This window comes from Flavobacterium sp. (assembly GCF_044373165.1).
GTDB lineage: Bacteria > Bacteroidota > Bacteroidia > Flavobacteriales > Flavobacteriaceae > Flavobacterium.
The window spans coordinates 1-16,381 of the sequence record NZ_JBILQL010000054.1; the positions used below are offsets into that span (position 1 = coordinate 1).

Annotated in this window: 15 protein-coding genes; 10 read left to right on the forward strand and 5 right to left on the reverse strand. The window is 37.8% G+C overall.

What is annotated here, in order from left to right; all coding sequences use genetic code 11:
- From ACIQ32_RS08115 to ACIQ32_RS08125, 3 genes are all read left to right on the forward strand, one after another.
- On the forward strand, nt 1-205 hold a 205-nt coding region (locus tag ACIQ32_RS08115; RefSeq protein ID WP_396195185.1), incomplete at its 5' end, for a hypothetical protein.
- 165 nt (nt 206-370) lie between these two features.
- Complete coding sequence (locus ACIQ32_RS08120; RefSeq protein ID WP_396195186.1) at nt 371-2,179, forward strand: G8 domain-containing protein; 1,809 nt, start codon at nt 371-373, stop codon at nt 2,177-2,179.
- Nucleotides 2,137-4,767, forward strand: coding sequence for a T9SS type A sorting domain-containing protein (locus tag ACIQ32_RS08125; protein ID WP_396195187.1), 2,631 nt, complete (start codon nt 2,137-2,139; stop codon nt 4,765-4,767). The genes ACIQ32_RS08120 and ACIQ32_RS08125 overlap by 43 nt, the downstream gene beginning before the upstream one ends.
- 79 nt (nt 4,768-4,846) lie before the next feature.
- Here ACIQ32_RS08125 and recQ read toward each other — a convergent pair whose 3' ends face one another.
- Nucleotides 4,847-7,042 (reverse strand): DNA helicase RecQ, encoded by a 2,196-nt coding sequence (gene recQ, locus ACIQ32_RS08130; RefSeq protein ID WP_396195188.1) that lies wholly within the window; start codon nt 7,040-7,042, stop codon nt 4,847-4,849.
- Nucleotides 7,043-7,128: 86 nt separating this feature from the next.
- Between recQ and ACIQ32_RS08135 the strand changes: the two genes are divergently transcribed.
- From ACIQ32_RS08135 to ACIQ32_RS08155, 5 genes are all read left to right on the forward strand, one after another.
- Entirely contained in the window at nt 7,129-8,094 is a 966-nt protein-coding gene (locus ACIQ32_RS08135) for an SIS domain-containing protein (RefSeq protein WP_396195189.1), read from the forward strand.
- Nucleotides 8,094-8,909, forward strand: a complete 816-nt coding sequence (tatC, locus tag ACIQ32_RS08140) for a twin-arginine translocase subunit TatC (RefSeq protein WP_396195190.1) — start codon at nt 8,094-8,096, stop codon at nt 8,907-8,909. Before ACIQ32_RS08135 ends, tatC begins: the two co-directional genes overlap by 1 nt.
- On the forward strand, nt 8,902-9,252 hold the full coding sequence (locus ACIQ32_RS08145; RefSeq protein WP_396195191.1) for a carboxymuconolactone decarboxylase family protein: 351 nt from the start codon (nt 8,902-8,904) through the stop codon (nt 9,250-9,252). The genes tatC and ACIQ32_RS08145 overlap by 8 nt, the downstream gene beginning before the upstream one ends.
- Before the next feature lie 151 nt (nt 9,253-9,403).
- A complete protein-coding gene (gene lptB / locus ACIQ32_RS08150) occupies nt 9,404-10,144 on the forward strand; it encodes an LPS export ABC transporter ATP-binding protein (RefSeq protein WP_396195192.1) in 741 nt (246 codons plus the stop codon).
- Between the two features lie 44 nt (nt 10,145-10,188).
- Entirely contained in the window at nt 10,189-10,416 is a 228-nt protein-coding gene (locus tag ACIQ32_RS08155) for a hypothetical protein (protein ID WP_396195193.1), read from the forward strand.
- Between the two features lie 48 nt (nt 10,417-10,464).
- On the opposite strand, the gene ACIQ32_RS08160 is transcribed toward ACIQ32_RS08155, so the two are convergent.
- Both ACIQ32_RS08160 and ACIQ32_RS08165 read right to left on the reverse strand, forming a co-directional pair.
- Nucleotides 10,465-11,199, reverse strand: coding sequence for a hypothetical protein (locus tag ACIQ32_RS08160; RefSeq protein WP_396195194.1), 735 nt, complete (start codon nt 11,197-11,199; stop codon nt 10,465-10,467).
- A 52-nt stretch (nt 11,200-11,251) separates the two neighbouring features.
- Entirely contained in the window at nt 11,252-11,974 is a 723-nt protein-coding gene (locus tag ACIQ32_RS08165; RefSeq protein WP_396195195.1) for a CDP-alcohol phosphatidyltransferase family protein, read from the reverse strand.
- Nucleotides 11,975-12,168: 194 nt separating this feature from the next.
- Here ACIQ32_RS08165 and ACIQ32_RS08170 point away from each other — a divergent pair, with 194 nt between their 5' ends.
- The gene (locus ACIQ32_RS08170; RefSeq protein WP_396195199.1) at nt 12,169-13,152 is read left to right on the forward strand and encodes a PorV/PorQ family protein; all 984 of its coding nucleotides are present in this window, start codon (nt 12,169-12,171) and stop codon (nt 13,150-13,152) included.
- A gap of 6 nt (nt 13,153-13,158) precedes the next feature.
- Complete coding sequence (locus tag ACIQ32_RS08175; protein ID WP_396195196.1) at nt 13,159-14,280, forward strand: DUF4105 domain-containing protein; 1,122 nt, start codon at nt 13,159-13,161, stop codon at nt 14,278-14,280.
- Here the strand turns inward: ACIQ32_RS08175 and ACIQ32_RS08180 are convergent.
- Entirely contained in the window at nt 14,260-15,654 is a 1,395-nt protein-coding gene (locus tag ACIQ32_RS08180; RefSeq protein WP_396195197.1) for an exopolysaccharide biosynthesis polyprenyl glycosylphosphotransferase, read from the reverse strand. The genes ACIQ32_RS08175 and ACIQ32_RS08180 overlap by 21 nt on opposite strands.
- Before the next feature lie 48 nt (nt 15,655-15,702).
- On the reverse strand, nt 15,703-16,381 hold a 679-nt coding region (locus ACIQ32_RS08185), incomplete at its 5' end, for a glycosyltransferase family 4 protein (protein WP_396195198.1).

A 16,381-nucleotide genomic window follows, 5' to 3' on the forward strand; every position in this document is an offset into this window, starting at 1 on the left:
TCGCGGACCGGCTTCAGCCAAAACAGCCGAGCATCATGAAATTCATTTAAAGGAATACATCACTTTAGAAAAACTATCCATTACCCTTACAGGGTTTGAAATCAAAAATGAGATGCATGCCATTGCTTTTATGGTGGTAACCGATGAACAAATGATCCCTTTGCGAGATGCCTTAAAACCTCATCGTGGCGAATTGTACGTTTAGCAATCACCAAAAAACACAATTGACTGAATATCATATCTATAAAACGATTAAATTGATGTCAAAGTGCTTAAAACACTTTTAAAAATTCCTTCATTTTGAAAGCTCGAAAACGAGTTGGTATTGATTAATAGTTTAGATTTGATATTGAACCTAATTTTCATGTCTATGCAAACAAATTACACCATCAAAAACTTTCCTAACCAACCTAAAATATCTAAAACAAAAAATCTGTTGTCTGCTAGGATTTTAGCGGTGACTCTTTTTTTGTTTATTGGAATTGGTTTACAAGCGCAAACCACTTTTACTTCGGTTCAATCCGGAAATTTTTCCGATCCTGCTACTTGGGGAACAGCAACAGCTCCGTCAGCCATTGACAATATTGTAATAGCTTCAGGTACAACGGTGTTGTTGGATGATTTATTTACAGTTAACAATGCTACTATTAGCGGTACTTTGGAAGGCGGTCCAGATTCTCCCGATTTTACCATCAGCGGTAATTTAATTGTAAATAACGGAGGTTTGATTGACGGAGTTTATTACTTTGATGCCGGTGGATTTGGTTATGATAGAGCCATTCAAATTATAATTGCCGGTAATCTTACTAACAACGGAAGAATTGATTTGTCTATTGGTTCGGGCTACTCGCCTGAAGGTGTTTTACAATTGAATGGTTCATCCGTTCAGACTGTAAGTGGTTTAGGAACCTTTGGTGGCACATTGTATCTGACCGATAATTCTAATACAGGAGCCGTAATTAATCAACTGCATATCAACAACACTAGTACAGCTACACCCAATATTATTTGGGGTTTTAACAACATCAAAATCAGAAGCACCTTAACACTAACAAATGCACGTGTTGCTTTAGGCTCCAATAAAATGACGATTGGGAATTACGGCAGTGCCAATACAAGTTGTGAAAGCGGTAGTGGATTTTTAAGTGGTACTATTGGAAGATGGTATGGAGCCTCTGATAATTTCCCGACCATTGCTTCAGGAACAGATTATTATCACAACAGTACGGTTTTTCCTTTTATCAATCCAAACGGCAAAAGCAGAGCTGCATTTATCACCAGACCGGTTGATAATTCCTCATCGGCCACATCAGGAGAATTATCTGTAACTTATTTTGATGAATCTACTATAGGTACCGGATTTTCAATAGTTGATGGCACTTACACTGTAACAGATATTTATGAAAGTGCATGGATTATTGCCAAAGATGCAGAATATGCCTTCCCGATAGGCAACCACAGTATTGCTTTTTCTGCCCAAGATGCTTATCTGATCATGAATGGAAACTCAAGAATAATCAAGGCAGATGGTACTACAGTGGGGAATCACCAAAACGGAACTATTACCCCTTTTGCCGCTAGAATTGGTCTATCCGACACTGATTTAAACAATACTTTCCAAATGGGTTACAATGCTGCTTTAGACACACCAATAACTTCAGTTCAAACCGGGAATTGGAATGATGCCGCTACCTGGAGCAGTAATAGCGTTCCTTCTTGCGGGAACACGGTTACGATACTTGCCGGACATACGATAACAGTAAACGCTCCTTCTTCGGTGGGTGGTGTTAATATATTAGCCGGCGCAACTTTAATCAATGACTCTTCAACCTTAACGGTTGGCTGTGCCAATAACAAAGCTACTTTTTACAATGGAGGAACCTACAGTATGAACTCGGGTACTTTAACTGTAAACGGTAATGTTTTACATGCCAATGGCAGTACTTTTAATCAAACCGGAGGCGATATTGTTGTTGACGGAAATAACAACGGAGCCATTGCTACCAGTACTGAGCAAACTCTTTTCAAAATTGGGAATAGTACTTTAAATTTAACCGCCGGAAAAATAACCATCGTCGATCCGCCGGTAGCCAATACTGTTATGGCTACAACGCATTCGATAACTGCTATTGTCCCATGCAACGGCTTTTCTGTTGGTTTCCGACCAACATCTTTTTAGACGCAATTGATGGTGTAGCGGTTGGACAAATTGTAGTAGGAACCGGTATTCCGGCAGGAACCGTGGTGGCCGGTATTAATTTTGATGGTTCTATCAATACCAATCCGAGTTTGCCTGAAACAGGTTTGACCTTGCCACTGAATTTGACATTTTACAACGTTAATGGTTCTCCTTCAGCCTTTGTATATGAATCAGCTAACAATTATGCAGCCGGTCCGAATCACACTTTACAAATTGGAGACGGCTTATCTACTGAAAAAGGAGCCGTAACAACCAATGGCTTTAATTGTAATTTCAGAGCAGCAGACGGAACACTTTCCCTTAACAACATGATTGTTAATGCTCCGGATGCCACAAACCGTTTCGTTAATTTGGATTTCAATAACACCAATAGCAATATAGTGATTATGAATGTGCAAAATGACTTTACTATTGTACAAGGAAAAGTAAAAGGCCAAGGTGTTGATACTTATTTTGGTGGTAACATTATAAATAACGGACAATTAAACCTTAACAACAACACCTATTTTGGTAATTATATTGACGGTAGCGCTGTAGCTACAAATAAGCCGCAAACCATATCCGGGACAGGTACTTTTAATGCACAAGTTGATCCCATCCTGAATACGCCTTTCAATACCGGTTCTGTTTCTCAATTGAGGGTAAACAATACCAGCCCACAAGGGGTAACTTTCTCAGTGCCGTTTAATGTCGTTAGTAGTTTGGTAATGACCGATGGAATCATCCATACTTCCGCCACAAGTGTTTTGACTGTTGGCGCTCCAGCAATGGCTTACACCTCTTTTATTACAGGAAATTTTGGACCTACTTGTTATGTTGACGGACCGTTAGCAAAAGACATCAGTGGTGGTCAAAATGCGATTGATTTGACCAATGGTTCAGGTTTTATAGATAAGTTTTTCTTTCCTGTAGGAAAATCTACTTATGCGCCTATTTGGGTAGCAGTCACTACTCCGGCAGGCGGCTTTGGAAGTCCGGGTGCTAAAATCAAAGCTGAAGCCTTTGATACTAATTCCGGAACACCATCCGCTAATATTGCCTACTTGAGTCAAAACCGTTGGGAAGTTTCAAAAATAGCCGGAGATGTTACCGAATTTAATATCAAAGTTGCTGATGCCAATGCGATAGAAACTAGTATTATTGTGCAAGCCCCTTCAGCTGCAGGAGTTTACGATAATGATTTTGGAATTACCGCTACTTTTGAAGCCGGCACACCCAATTTATTAACTTCAACCAGTTCTCCATTAGATTTTGCCGATTTCAACGGTTATTTTTCCACAGCCAGACAATCAGAGTGTACCGTAGTGAATCCAGGTAATACTATGACTTCTTCTAATAACTTATGTGCCGGACAATCAGTAACCCTGCGTTTAGAAAATGTGGTAATTGGAGAAGGGATAACTTACCAATGGCAAAGTTCATCTAACGGAATCGATTATGTTGATATTGCTGCAGCAACAGCAACTACTACAAACGCAACTCCAATTGCGAGTACTTACTATCGTTGTAATATAACTTGTTCATTTAGCAGTACTACGGTAGCTTCAACTCCAATTCAAATTACACTCAACAATACTATTACTTCCACTACACCGGCCACCATTTGTCAGCCTACAGATACGGCTACACTTTCGGCAACAGCTTCTTCCGGTGATGTAAAGTGGTATAGTACTCCTATTGGAGGTACCGCATTGGCAACAGGAAACTCTTTTGCCACTCCTGTGATTACAACCACTACAACTTTTTATGCCGGAACAGAATCCTCCACAGCGGGTACAGCCGGTTTGGTTTATACTTTAGACGGTTACGGAACAGGCAATACCAATAGAGGTTTGGCTTTTAATCTTTCTAACGCTATTATTTTAAATTCTGTTAAAGTTTATCCGCAACAAAATCCTGGTGGTTCAGGTCCATCGCCTATAACAATCAGAGTACTACAAAACGGCGTTCAAGTTCCGGGCACAACGGACATTACTTTTACGCCAAACACTTTTTCGGATTGGTCTCCTTCAGTAACCGCACAAACAGTAACATTGAATTATGTTTTAGAGGCCGGAAACAATTATTCACTTGAAATTATTGATGGTGCAAATTATGATAACGCTTTGGCTTATGTGAGTCCGTTTCCTACGCCTTTCCCCGTTAACAATGGCCCTGTGTCTATAGTGGGCGGCATTGATAATGGTTTTGTGGATACTTACAGCTATTATTACTTCTTCAATTGGGATATTACTGAAGTATGTTCATCAGCCAGAGTTGCGGTTACCGCTAAGGTACAAACAGCAGATGATTGTGGTTTAGGAACAACAACCAACTCATCATTATCCCGAGTGGTGGCTTATCCGAACCCATACAACCAATCTTTTAGATTAGACATTCAAACCAATAATACTGCCGATATTACTGTTAAAGTGTATGATATGATTGGCAGATTAATTGAAAATCAAACGGTTGGTTTTAATGATTTGATTGCATTAGAAATTGGCAATGGTTTCCCATCGGGCATTTACAATGTATTAGTAACCCAAGAAGGTAAAACAAAAACCCTTCAGGTAATTAAACGATAAAACAAACAAACTTAATTCCATTAAAAAACGGCTACTTTTGAGAGTAGCCGTTTTTTTTATTTATATAAAAAAATGTTTGCTAATTCGCCACTTCGCTGATGAACTTAATTCGCATCAAGCGCAATTCTTCGATATCATAATCACCGTCAAATTCTTTTAAAGCATCTTCAATTTTATCGGATTCTGAATCCATAAAATAGTCGTGTATTTCTTCTTGTTGTTCTTCGTCTAAGATTTCGTTTATCCAATAGCTGATATTCAATTTGGTACCCGAATAAACAATTTGCTCCATTTCTTTAAGCAAAATGTCCATGGTAAAACCTTTGGCTTTAGCAATATCATCCAGCGACAATTTACGGTCTATATTCTGAATGATGTATAATTTATTGGAAGAATTGGCACCGGTGGATTTTACTACCAAATCATCCGGGCGGATAATGTCATTGTCTTCTACATATCTTTCAATTAGTTCAACAAATTCTTTTCCGTACTTTTTGGCTTTCCCTTCTCCCACACCATGAACATTGCTTAGTTCATCAATGGTGATTGGATATTTTAAGGCCATGTCTTCTAAGGAAGGATCTTGAAATACTACAAATGGAGGCACGCCTAATTTCTTTGCTACTTTTTTACGCAATTCACGCAACATGGCCATCAAAGCTTCATCGGCTGTTCCGCTTGATTTGGCAGCGGTTACTATGGCTTCATCTTCGCTTTCACTGTATTCGTGGTCTTCCGACATCATAAAGGAAACCGGATTTTGAATAAAGGCATGTCCTTTATCGGATACTTTTAATATGCCGTAGGTTTCAATGTCCTTGTTTAATAAACCGTCGACCAAAACTTGTCTGATTAATGCCATCCAAAAACGTTCGTCAAAATCGGCCCCACAACCAAAAAAGGTTTGCGTATCCGTTCGATGGGCTTTTATCGTGGCATTGATTCTTCCAATAAGGGTAAAAACAATTTCTTTGGATTTGTATAAATGTTTGGTATCGCGAACAACTCCCAATAACATCTTGACTTGGTCTTTGGCTTCGACTTTAGATTTCGGATTTCTCACATTATCATCCATGTCGGCACCTTCACCTTTTTCGCTGTCAAATTCTTCACCGAAATAATGCAATAAAAATTTGCGTCTGGAAATTGATGTCTCGGCATAAGCCACGACTTCCTGCAACAAGGCAAAACCAATTTCTTGTTCGGCCACCGGCTTCCCCGACATGAATTTTTCGAGTTTCTCGACATCTTTATACGAGTAGTAAGCCAAACAATGTCCTTCTCCTCCATCGCGTCCGGCACGACCGGTTTCTTGGTAATAACTTTCCAGAGATTTCGGGATGTCATGGTGAATTACAAAACGCACATCCGGCTTATCAATACCCATTCCAAAAGCGATGGTGGCAACTACTACCTCAACATCTTCCATAAGGAACATGTCTTGGTGCTTGGCGCGGGTTTTAGCGTCTAATCCGGCGTGGTAAGGAACTGCACTGATGCCGTTTACTTGAAGCACTTCTGCTATTTCCTCTACCTTTTTGCGACTCAAACAGTAAATAATTCCTGATTTGCCTTTGTTTTGTTTGATAAAACGAATAATATCCGCTTCTATATTTTTGGTTTTGGTGCGTACTTCATAAAACAAATTCGGACGGTTGAAAGATGCTTTGAAGGTCGTCGCATCTGTCATGTCTAAATTCTTGAGAATGTCTTCCTGCACTTTTGGTGTAGCGGTTGCTGTCAATCCGATAACAGGGACATCACCCAATTGTTTGATGATTTGTCTTAAGTTTCGGTATTCGGGTCTGAAATCATGTCCCCATTCCGAAATACAGTGCGCTTCATCAATAGCCACAAAAGAAATGGGAACGCTTTGCAAAAACTCTACGTACTCTTCTTTAGTCAACGATTCGGGGGCAACATACAGCAATTTGGTTATGCCGGAAGTAATATCTTTTTTAACCTGATTAATCTCGGTTTTGGTAAGTGATGAATTCAACACATGGGCAATACCATTTTCGGAAGACAAACTCCGAATGGCATCGACTTGGTTTTTCATTAAGGCGATAAGAGGAGAAACAACTATAGCTGTTCCGTTTTGTATAAGAGCCGGTAATTGGTAACATAATGATTTCCCGCCGCCGGTAGGCATGATAACGAAGGTATTTTGCTTGGCAATAATACTTTTAATGACTTGCTCCTGTAATCCTTTAAATTGGCTGAAACCAAAATACTTTTTTAATTCTTTATGGGTGTCAATTTCGTTTAAATTCATTCTGTGTTAATCGTATTTTTACATAAATTTGCAAACATAAAGATACGACTTTCTTTTACACACACAAATTTTATATTCGTACAATTTTGATCTCAAAAGAAACTATTTTAGCCTCAGCCCAAAAGACCATTTTGTCGGAAAGCAAAGCCATAGCCGGATTGGTGGATTTTATCAATGATGACTTTGTTAAAGCTGTGACAATCATTTACCAAGGAACCGGAAGATTGGTGGTAACAGGAATCGGTAAAAGTGCCATCATTGCACAAAAAATTGTAGCTACGCTTAATTCTACCGGAACGCCTTCCTTATTTCTACATGCTTCTGAAGCCATTCATGGCGATTTGGGCATGGTACAACCGGGTGATGTAGTCATCTCTATTTCCAAAAGCGGGAATAGTCCGGAGATTAAAGTTTTGGTGCCGTTATTAAAAAGATTCGGCAATAAATTAATCGCTATTACCGGAAATACCACTTCATTTTTGGGCAAAGAAGCCGATTATGTGTTAAACACTTATGTAGAAAGTGAAGCTTGTCCTAATAACTTAGCTCCTACCAACAGTACCACTGCTCAATTGGTAATGGGAGACGCTTTAGCAGTATGTTTGATGGAAATGCGTCAGTTTACTGCTGAAGATTTTGCCAAATACCATCCCGGTGGCGCCTTGGGTAAAAAACTGTTGTTGAGAGTTGGCGATATGCTAGACACCACACACAAACCGGTTGTTGCGCCGGATGCAAACATCAAAACAGTCATCATGGAAATTTCCGAAAAACGCTTGGGCGTAACGGCTGTTGTGGATAACAACAAAGTAATCGGAATCATTACCGACGGTGATATCAGAAGAATGCTCAACAAAACAGAAACCATCACCGGCTTAACAGCCAAAGACATCATGACAATCAATCCGAAAAGAATAAAGTCAACGGATTTGGTTAGTGATGCTTTGAATATATTAGAAGATTTTTCTATTACCCAATTGATGGTGATTGACCAAGACGAATACAAAGGAATCATTCACTTACACGATATTTTAAAAGAAGGCATTGTATAATGGCAAAGAAAGAGCTTAAAGAAATGTCGTTCTTGGACCATCTGGAAGAATTAAGATGGTTGTTAGTTAGAAGCACCTTAGTTATCATTGTTATAGCTTGTGCTTCCTACTTTATAGATGATTTTATTTTCAATGAAATAATTTTCGGCCCGCAAGATCCCAATTTTATCACCTACGACTTTTTTTGTCAGGTAACTCGGTTTTTTGGGGTTGATGATTCCTATGCCTGCGCGACAGAATTTTCATTTATCATTCAGAACACTGAAGTGGGCGGACAGTTTTCCATTTATCTTTGGATACTTATTACCACCGGTTTTATTTTAGGTTTCCCTTATATTTTATGGGAAATTTGGAAATTTATCAGACCGGCCTTATACGAAAACGAACGCAAAAAAGCCGGACTATTTATCATCGTTTCTTCCTTATTGTTCTTTATTGGTGTACTGTTTGGCTATTTTATCATCGTACCGCTGACTATTAACTTTTTTGCTACTTTTAATGTTAGTCCTACCGTTGTCAATCAATTTACGGTTGACTCATATATCAGTATGATTAAAACTTCAGTGATTGTTAGCGGATTGGTTTTCGAGTTACCGATTATCATTTATTTCCTTACCAAATTAGGCTTAGTCACTCCGGACTTTTTAAGAAAATACCGAAGAGCGGCTATTGTAATTATATTAATAGTAGCCGCCATAGTTACACCACCGGATATTCCGAGTCAGGTGATTGTTTCCATACCGATATTGGTTTTGTATGAAGCCAGTATTTTAATCTCCGCATTTGTAACGAAAAAAGAAAAAGAAAATGGCTGATTTAGTTCAAGAATTTAACGACTACCGTTCCAAAATGAATGAAAAGTTGTTGGCAGATAACAACAAAATTGTAAAACGAATTTTTAATTTAGACACCAATGCTTATGCCGAAGGTGCTTTGGATGTGAAAACCAAAGAACTGCTTGGGTTGGTTGCCTCTGCCGTATTGCGTTGCGACGATTGCATCAAATACCATTTGGAAACCAGCTACAAAGAAGGCGTTACCAAAGAAGAAATGATGGAAGCCATGGGCATTGCTACTTTAGTGGGCGGAACAATTGTTGTCCCTCATTTACGAAGAGCTTACGAATTTTGGGAAGCATTAGAAGATTTGGAAATTTGAAAATGAAACAATTTGAAAATTATCTTTCGAACGGATTGTTAACATTAATTGCCAATCGTCTATTTTTTCTTAATTTTCCAAAATTTAAATTTGCATATCAAAAATCTGGTTTGGCATTTTCAAATTTCCAAATTATCAAATCTTCAAATTAATGAAACTCAGAGCCGAAAATTTAGTCAAAACCTATAAAGGAAGAAGTGTGGTAAAAGGCATCTCCGTTGAAGTAAATCAGGGAGAAATTGTGGGACTTTTGGGACCCAACGGCGCCGGAAAAACTACTTCTTTCTATATGATTGTTGGCTTGGTAAAACCCAATTCAGGGAATATCTATTTGGATGATATGAATATTACCGATTTTCCTATGTACAAACGTGCCCAACATGGCATTGGCTATTTGGCACAAGAAGCTTCGGTTTTCAGAAAGCTGAGCATTGAAGACAATATTTTGAGCGTTCTGCAATTGACCAAACTCAGCAAAGAAGAACAGATTGCCAAAATGGAAAGCTTGATTGCCGAGTTCAGTTTGGAACACATCCGAACCAATCGCGGTGATTTGTTATCCGGTGGTGAAAGAAGACGTACTGAAATCGCCCGGGCTTTGGCAACCGATCCTAAGTTTATCCTACTCGACGAACCTTTTGCCGGAGTTGACCCAGTTGCCGTTGAAGATATCCAACGAATTGTAGCCCAATTGAAAAACAAAAACATCGGCATCTTAATTACCGACCACAATGTTCAGGAAACTTTGGCCATTACCGACAAAACCTATTTGATGTTTGAAGGCGGTATTTTAAAAGCAGGAGTTCCGGAAGAATTGGCTGCCGACGAAATGGTAAGAAAAGTGTATCTCGGACAAAACTTTGAATTGCGAAAAAAGAAATTGCATTTTTAGTTTGACTGAGGGTTTTGATGATTGTATAAAAACAAAAGCTCATTATGGAAAATCCCGGTAAAGAAATACTAGAAGAATGGCGTAAAAACCCGAAATATTGGAAATGGAAAATGTTTTACTACAACAAAGAGGACAACCGATTATTAGTAGACAAACCCAATCCAAACTATGGTACTACCTTAAACTTTGCCCATAGAAAATCATATTTTTTTCTAATTGGCTTGTTCTTCTTTTTTGGCCTGGTGGTTTTTACCTTTTTACTCAATAAATAAAAAAAGCTTCCTAGTGGAAGCTTTTTTTATTGTATGGTTTTTCAAAAATTAGTAATAAGTATAACTAATAGACTCTCTTAAAACACTTGAAGCATCAAAAGTCAACTCTGTTAACGGATAATTTTCCGCATCATAGGTATAGTTGATAGTATAATTATTTCCAATAGTGCTGGAGGCTGTTTCATTATTGAGATTTCCATCTATGTCTGAATTTAAAACTTGAAATACAGCATAATTACTGATGTTTTTAAACGGATTGTTTTTGGTGTCGTAAGAAACCGTTTCTGTATTTGAGGTTCCAAAAGAAGTTCTGGTATATTGTGTTATATTTCCGTTTTGAACCGTACAAACCTCTGTCAAAATTAAAGTGGTTTGCGTTGACAAATCCCCTTCATATAACGTTCTTGTAAATGTATTTCCCGAATAAGTAACTAAAGTTTTGGTGGCAGAATCAAAATCGGGATCATATTCTGTAAATTTTGAAACTTGATCTCCTGAGTATTCTATTAGAGTATAGGTATTGTCCTCGGGATGATTTATTCTGGTCAACTTATCACCGGTATAAATATATTGTTCAATCAAAACACCTGAGTCTTTTACATTTAACAATTTATCTCCCGAATAAGTAAAAAGCAAATTGTAGTCATCATCTGCCGGATTTGGACTATCAATGATCATAGTTTTGACCAATGGTCCGGAAGCAGGGTTGTTTGAAGAATCTTCAGAGGAACAACTCACAAGAAAAGTTGCGGTTATGGCCAATAGCAATAATTTTTTTTTCATTTTACAGATTTTAGATTTTTGTAAAAGTATACTTTTGTTTGGTTAAAAAAAATTATGCTGTAAGTTTAAAATAATTATCTACTATCGATAACAAAACATAAATTATAATAATCAACGGAACCGCGAGTATCTGAAGGAAAATCAACAGTAAAACGGAGATTACCAAAAAGAAAATCTGCAGTTTATATTTGGCAAAACTGAAATTCTTAATCTTTAAGGAAAACAACGGAATTTCGGCATTCATTACATAAGCGCTTAACAATGTAATTCCAATTAAAATCCATTGATTGTCTAGGAGAGCAATTATAGCATCATTAGGATAAGCCATTAAGACCAAGGGTAAACTGGTCATAAACAAAGCATTGGCTGGCGTAGGCAATCCTATAAAACTATCCGATTGTCGGGTATCAATATTAAACTTAGCCAAACGATAACAAGCCCCAAGTGTGATGATAAAACCTAAAAAAGGAAGAGCAATATGATACCATTGCGCTACCAAAAACACCCTGGAATCCAAGAGCATCTGATACATCACATAACCCGGAACAACCCCACTTGTCACCATATCCGCTAACGAATCTAATTGCACACCCAGCGGTCCGGAAACGCCAAACTTTCGAGCAAAGAAACCATCAAAAAAATCGAAAAAAATCCCAAGACAGACAAAGAAAAAACCAATTTCGTATTCAGTATAGGAAACAAAAACCACCGCCACGCAACCACACCATAAATTAAGCATCGTAAAGAAGTTGGGAATCTGGGCTTTAACGTTCATGTATTGCGTTTGTTTATTTTTTGGAAATACAAATTTAACACAATAAGTTGCAGACTTCTGCGTTTTATATTCAAGATTTTTATGTGATATTTGTAAAAAGAAAAATTGCCTTGAAAAAAACAATTGCTATTCTGTTGCTTTTTGCCAGCCTAACAACTTATGCTCAAGCCGTTAGAAAATATTCCAACGAGTTCATGAACATCGGAGTCGATGCCGCTGCTTTAGGAATGTCGAATGCGGTAACAGGGTATACCGGAGATGTGAATTCAGGCTATTGGAATCCGGCAGGATTACTAAAAATTGAAGACAGTGAAGCTGCTTTGATGCACGCCAGTTACTTTGCTAATATTGCCCAGTACGATTATGCTGCTTACGCCAAAAAAATAGACGACCGAAGTGCTTGGGGTGTTTCCCTGATTCGGTTTGGGGTAGATGACATTTTGAATACTACGCAACTAATTGACGGTGATGGCAATATCGATTACAATCGAATCAGTCTTTTTTCCACCGCTGATTACGGCTTGACCTTTTCTTACGCTCGCCAAATGAAGTTAGAAGGTTTTCAATATGGCATTAATGCTAAAGTTATCCGAAGAGTCATTGGTGATTTTGCCAACTCCTGGGGTTTTGGTTTTGATGTTGGTTTTCAATTTGATAAAAATGATTGGCATTTCGGATTGATGCTACGCGATATTTCTACAACTTACAACGTTTGGGCGATTGATGAAGACCAATTTGAAGCCATTCAAGGCGCTGTTGAAGGTCAGAATCAAGAATTACCGGAAAGTACAGAAATTACGCTACCTAAAGCCCAATTAGGAATTGCCAAGAAATTCGAATTTCACTATGATTATACCTTACTCGCTGCGGTGAATTTAAACATGCAATTCGCCCGAACGAATGATGTTATCGCTTCAGATGCTGTGAGTATCGATCCGGCGGTTGGGTTTGAATTTGGCTATACGGATTTGGTTTTTCTGCGTGCAGGCGTGGGCAACTTTCAAAACGTGCAACAATTGGACGGCTCGACTAAGGTAAATTTCCAACCGAATATCGGCTTAGGTTTCAAATACAAAGGCATACAAGTGGATTATGCCTTGACTGATTTAGGTGACCAAAGTGCCGCTTTGTATTCCAATATATTTTCGGTTAAAGTCGATTTGAGTATTTTTAGATAAAAATGTATGTGGAAAAAAATACTACTCTTACTCCTTCTTATTTTTAGTGCCAAGGCTGTTTCACAAACGCCTAAACTTTCCGACAAAGCAACAATAAGCATTTTTACTTGTGGCAGAGGTGAACAATTGTATTCTACTTTCGGGCATACAGCGCTTCGTTTTAAAGATGATATCAATCAACTTGATGTTGTCTTTAATTACGGGACTTTCGACTTCCGAACCGAAAACTTCTATTTAAAATTTGTCAAAGGCGATTTGCAATATTTTATGAGTGTGACCTCTGTAGAAGAATTCATTTATGAATACCAAACCGATGGCAGAGAAGTAATTGAACAAACTTTAACCTTACCATTGAGCAGTAAACAAAAATTGCTGGATGAGTTGAGTGCAGCATTGTACAGTTCAGAACGTTATTATACTTATAAGTTTATCGATCGCAATTGTACGACCATGGTGAACGAAAAAATAAATGGTGCGTTGAACGGGCAAAAGATTGAAAAAGTGGATGACAAAACCATTACTTACCGTGAATTACTGTATCCCTATTTTGAAAATTACTTTTGGTACAAACTGGGCATTAACATCATTTTTGGGGCTAAAACCGATGTCAAAGCTGAGCAATTGTTCCTTCCGGTGGAATTGATGAACAGCTTAGACAAAGCTGAAGTAAACGGAACACCTTTAGTAATCCGCAAAACTACCTTGGTGGAAGGCAATTCCGACACTCAACTTGGTTTTTCATTCTTCAACAGCATTTATTGTATTATCGCTTTTTTAGGAATATTAGTGTTGATTAACAAACGTTGGCTGTTTCTTTCTTACCTTTTTATTTGCGGTGTTTTAGGGATGTTTCTGTGTTTGGTCGGATTGTATTCGGAGCATCAGGAAGTACTTTGGAACTACAACGCCCTATTGTTTTCTCCCTTATTTTTACTGTTACCGTTTTTGAAAAATGAAAAGCGAAGAAGAATTGGCATGTTAAGTATCGCTCTGTTGTTTGTATATGCTATAATTATGGTCAACAAACCGCATTTACCCATCATGCTGCCGTTTATTTTGTCAACTTTTTACATGTTGCTGAAAGTTATGGGAATCAAACCGTTGGGTTTATTGCCCTCTGTAAAATAAAACCGTACTGAAGGTTTTGAACAAGATATTGAAATCGAGAAACAAACTTCGGTGTTTGATGTAATACAAATCATATTGCAATTTTATCAAACTGTCATCTATGGTTTCTCCGTAAGAATAGTTGACTTGTGCCCAACCGGTTAATCCGGGCTTTATTACGTGGCGCGTTTCATAGAACGGCATTACTTCGGCAATTTCATTAACAAAAACTGGTCGTTCCGGTCTCGGCCCGATTACAGCCATTTCACCTTTCAAAATATTGTAAAACTGCGGAAACTCATCGATCCTAGATTTTCGCATAATTTTCCCGAATGGAGTAATGCGCGCATCATTGGAAGTAGCAAAAACAGCTCCTGTTTTTTCGGCATTTTTAATCATCGTTCGGAACTTTACTATGCTAAATACTTTACCATTCTTCCCTACTCGTTCTTGTGTGTAAAACAATTTCCCTTTGTTCCCGAATAAATTGCCCAAAAGCACTAAAGGAATAATGATGAATCCGACTGCTAAGCCAACCAAAGAAATTACAATCTCTAAAAAGCGAACCACAATTAAATACAAATGATTTTGATTGCTTCGACTGAATGGAAAATAGCGGTAAAAATCACGAGAAACATATTGAACCGGAATTCGTTGCGTGATGTTTTCGTAAACTTGCGTATATTCTCTGATGATGTAACCATTCTCCAACAAATGAATCAATTGGTTGTAGAGTTTCACTGTAATGCCATCTGTTTTTTGAGAAGCAATAACAACTTCAGAAATAGAATTTTGTTTAACAAAAAGCTCCAACTGATTGATGTCAATATTTTTTATTTTGTGCAAATCAATATCCGACAAATTGGTACTGTCTGAGTTCACAAAGCCCAAAACGCGATAATGCGGATCGGCACTTTCCAAACCATCAACCAACTCTTTTACTTGTTCTTTATCGCAAACTAAAATCACTTTTTTGACAAATCGATTCGAAGCAAAAAAACGAACATATAACATTCGCCAAATGAACAAAGCCCCAAAAATGGCAAAGAAGAATATTAGAATTTGCAAACGATTGGAAGGCAAAACCGGAGTATACAAAGGTGTCAACAAATAGGATAAAACCGTAGTTGAAGTTGTGAGAATGATACTCTTAATCACTTGATACTGATTGCTGGCTACTTGCAGATTGTACATTTCGAATACTGAACCGAAAAACAGTAAATACAGTCCGAGGACTATGGTCCAATAAAAATTGGTGGCTGAAATATTAAAATAATCGAACTGGAAAATAATCCCGACAAAATACAAAGAAAAAAGCACCGAAAGGAAGTCGAAGATTCTCAATAAAACCTTTCTCTCCGATATTTCAAAGTGTATGTCTTTGCGTTTTTGCATTTGAAGAAATTCACAATTTTGAAGCGCAAGTTAATAAATAATAACGAACTATCGGAGTAAATCAATCCACTGTTTTCTGATAATACTCCAATCAAATCCTTGTATCAAATTGTAAGCATTGGTCACTAAGGCATTAGCCAATTGAGGTTCATTAAATAATCGTTCAATTTGCACAACCATATCTTCCAAGTCATTATCACCAACCAAAAGAGCATTTTTTTCATGCTGTAATAGAAAAGGAATACCGCCAACATTAGTGGAAACCACCGGCAAACCCAGCGCTATGGCTTCCATAACACTAACAGGCGTATTGTCAAAATGTGTGGTATTTAAAAACAAATTATAGTCTGCAGACAAATTAGCCCATTCTTTTTTAGACAGTTTACCGGTAAAAGAAACTGCCACGTTATTGTCTTTAGCATAAGCTACAGTTGTCTCATAACTTTCATCTTTTTTGGGACCTACCATGCAAAGTTTTGCCAAAGGGTATTTTTTTTGAATGGCTATCAACACTTTCACGGCAAGAACCGGGTTGTAAAGTTGGGCAAAAGAACGCACCCACAAAATTCTGGGAAAATCAAATACCTTCCGATCGAACCGATAATTGCCCAATTCTAATGAATTTGGTATGTGCAATAAGTTAGCATATCCTTTATCTTTGAAAACGCTGTAGAGATACATTGAAGGCGCAACATTTTGATAAGCATTTTTGAAAATCAAATCACAA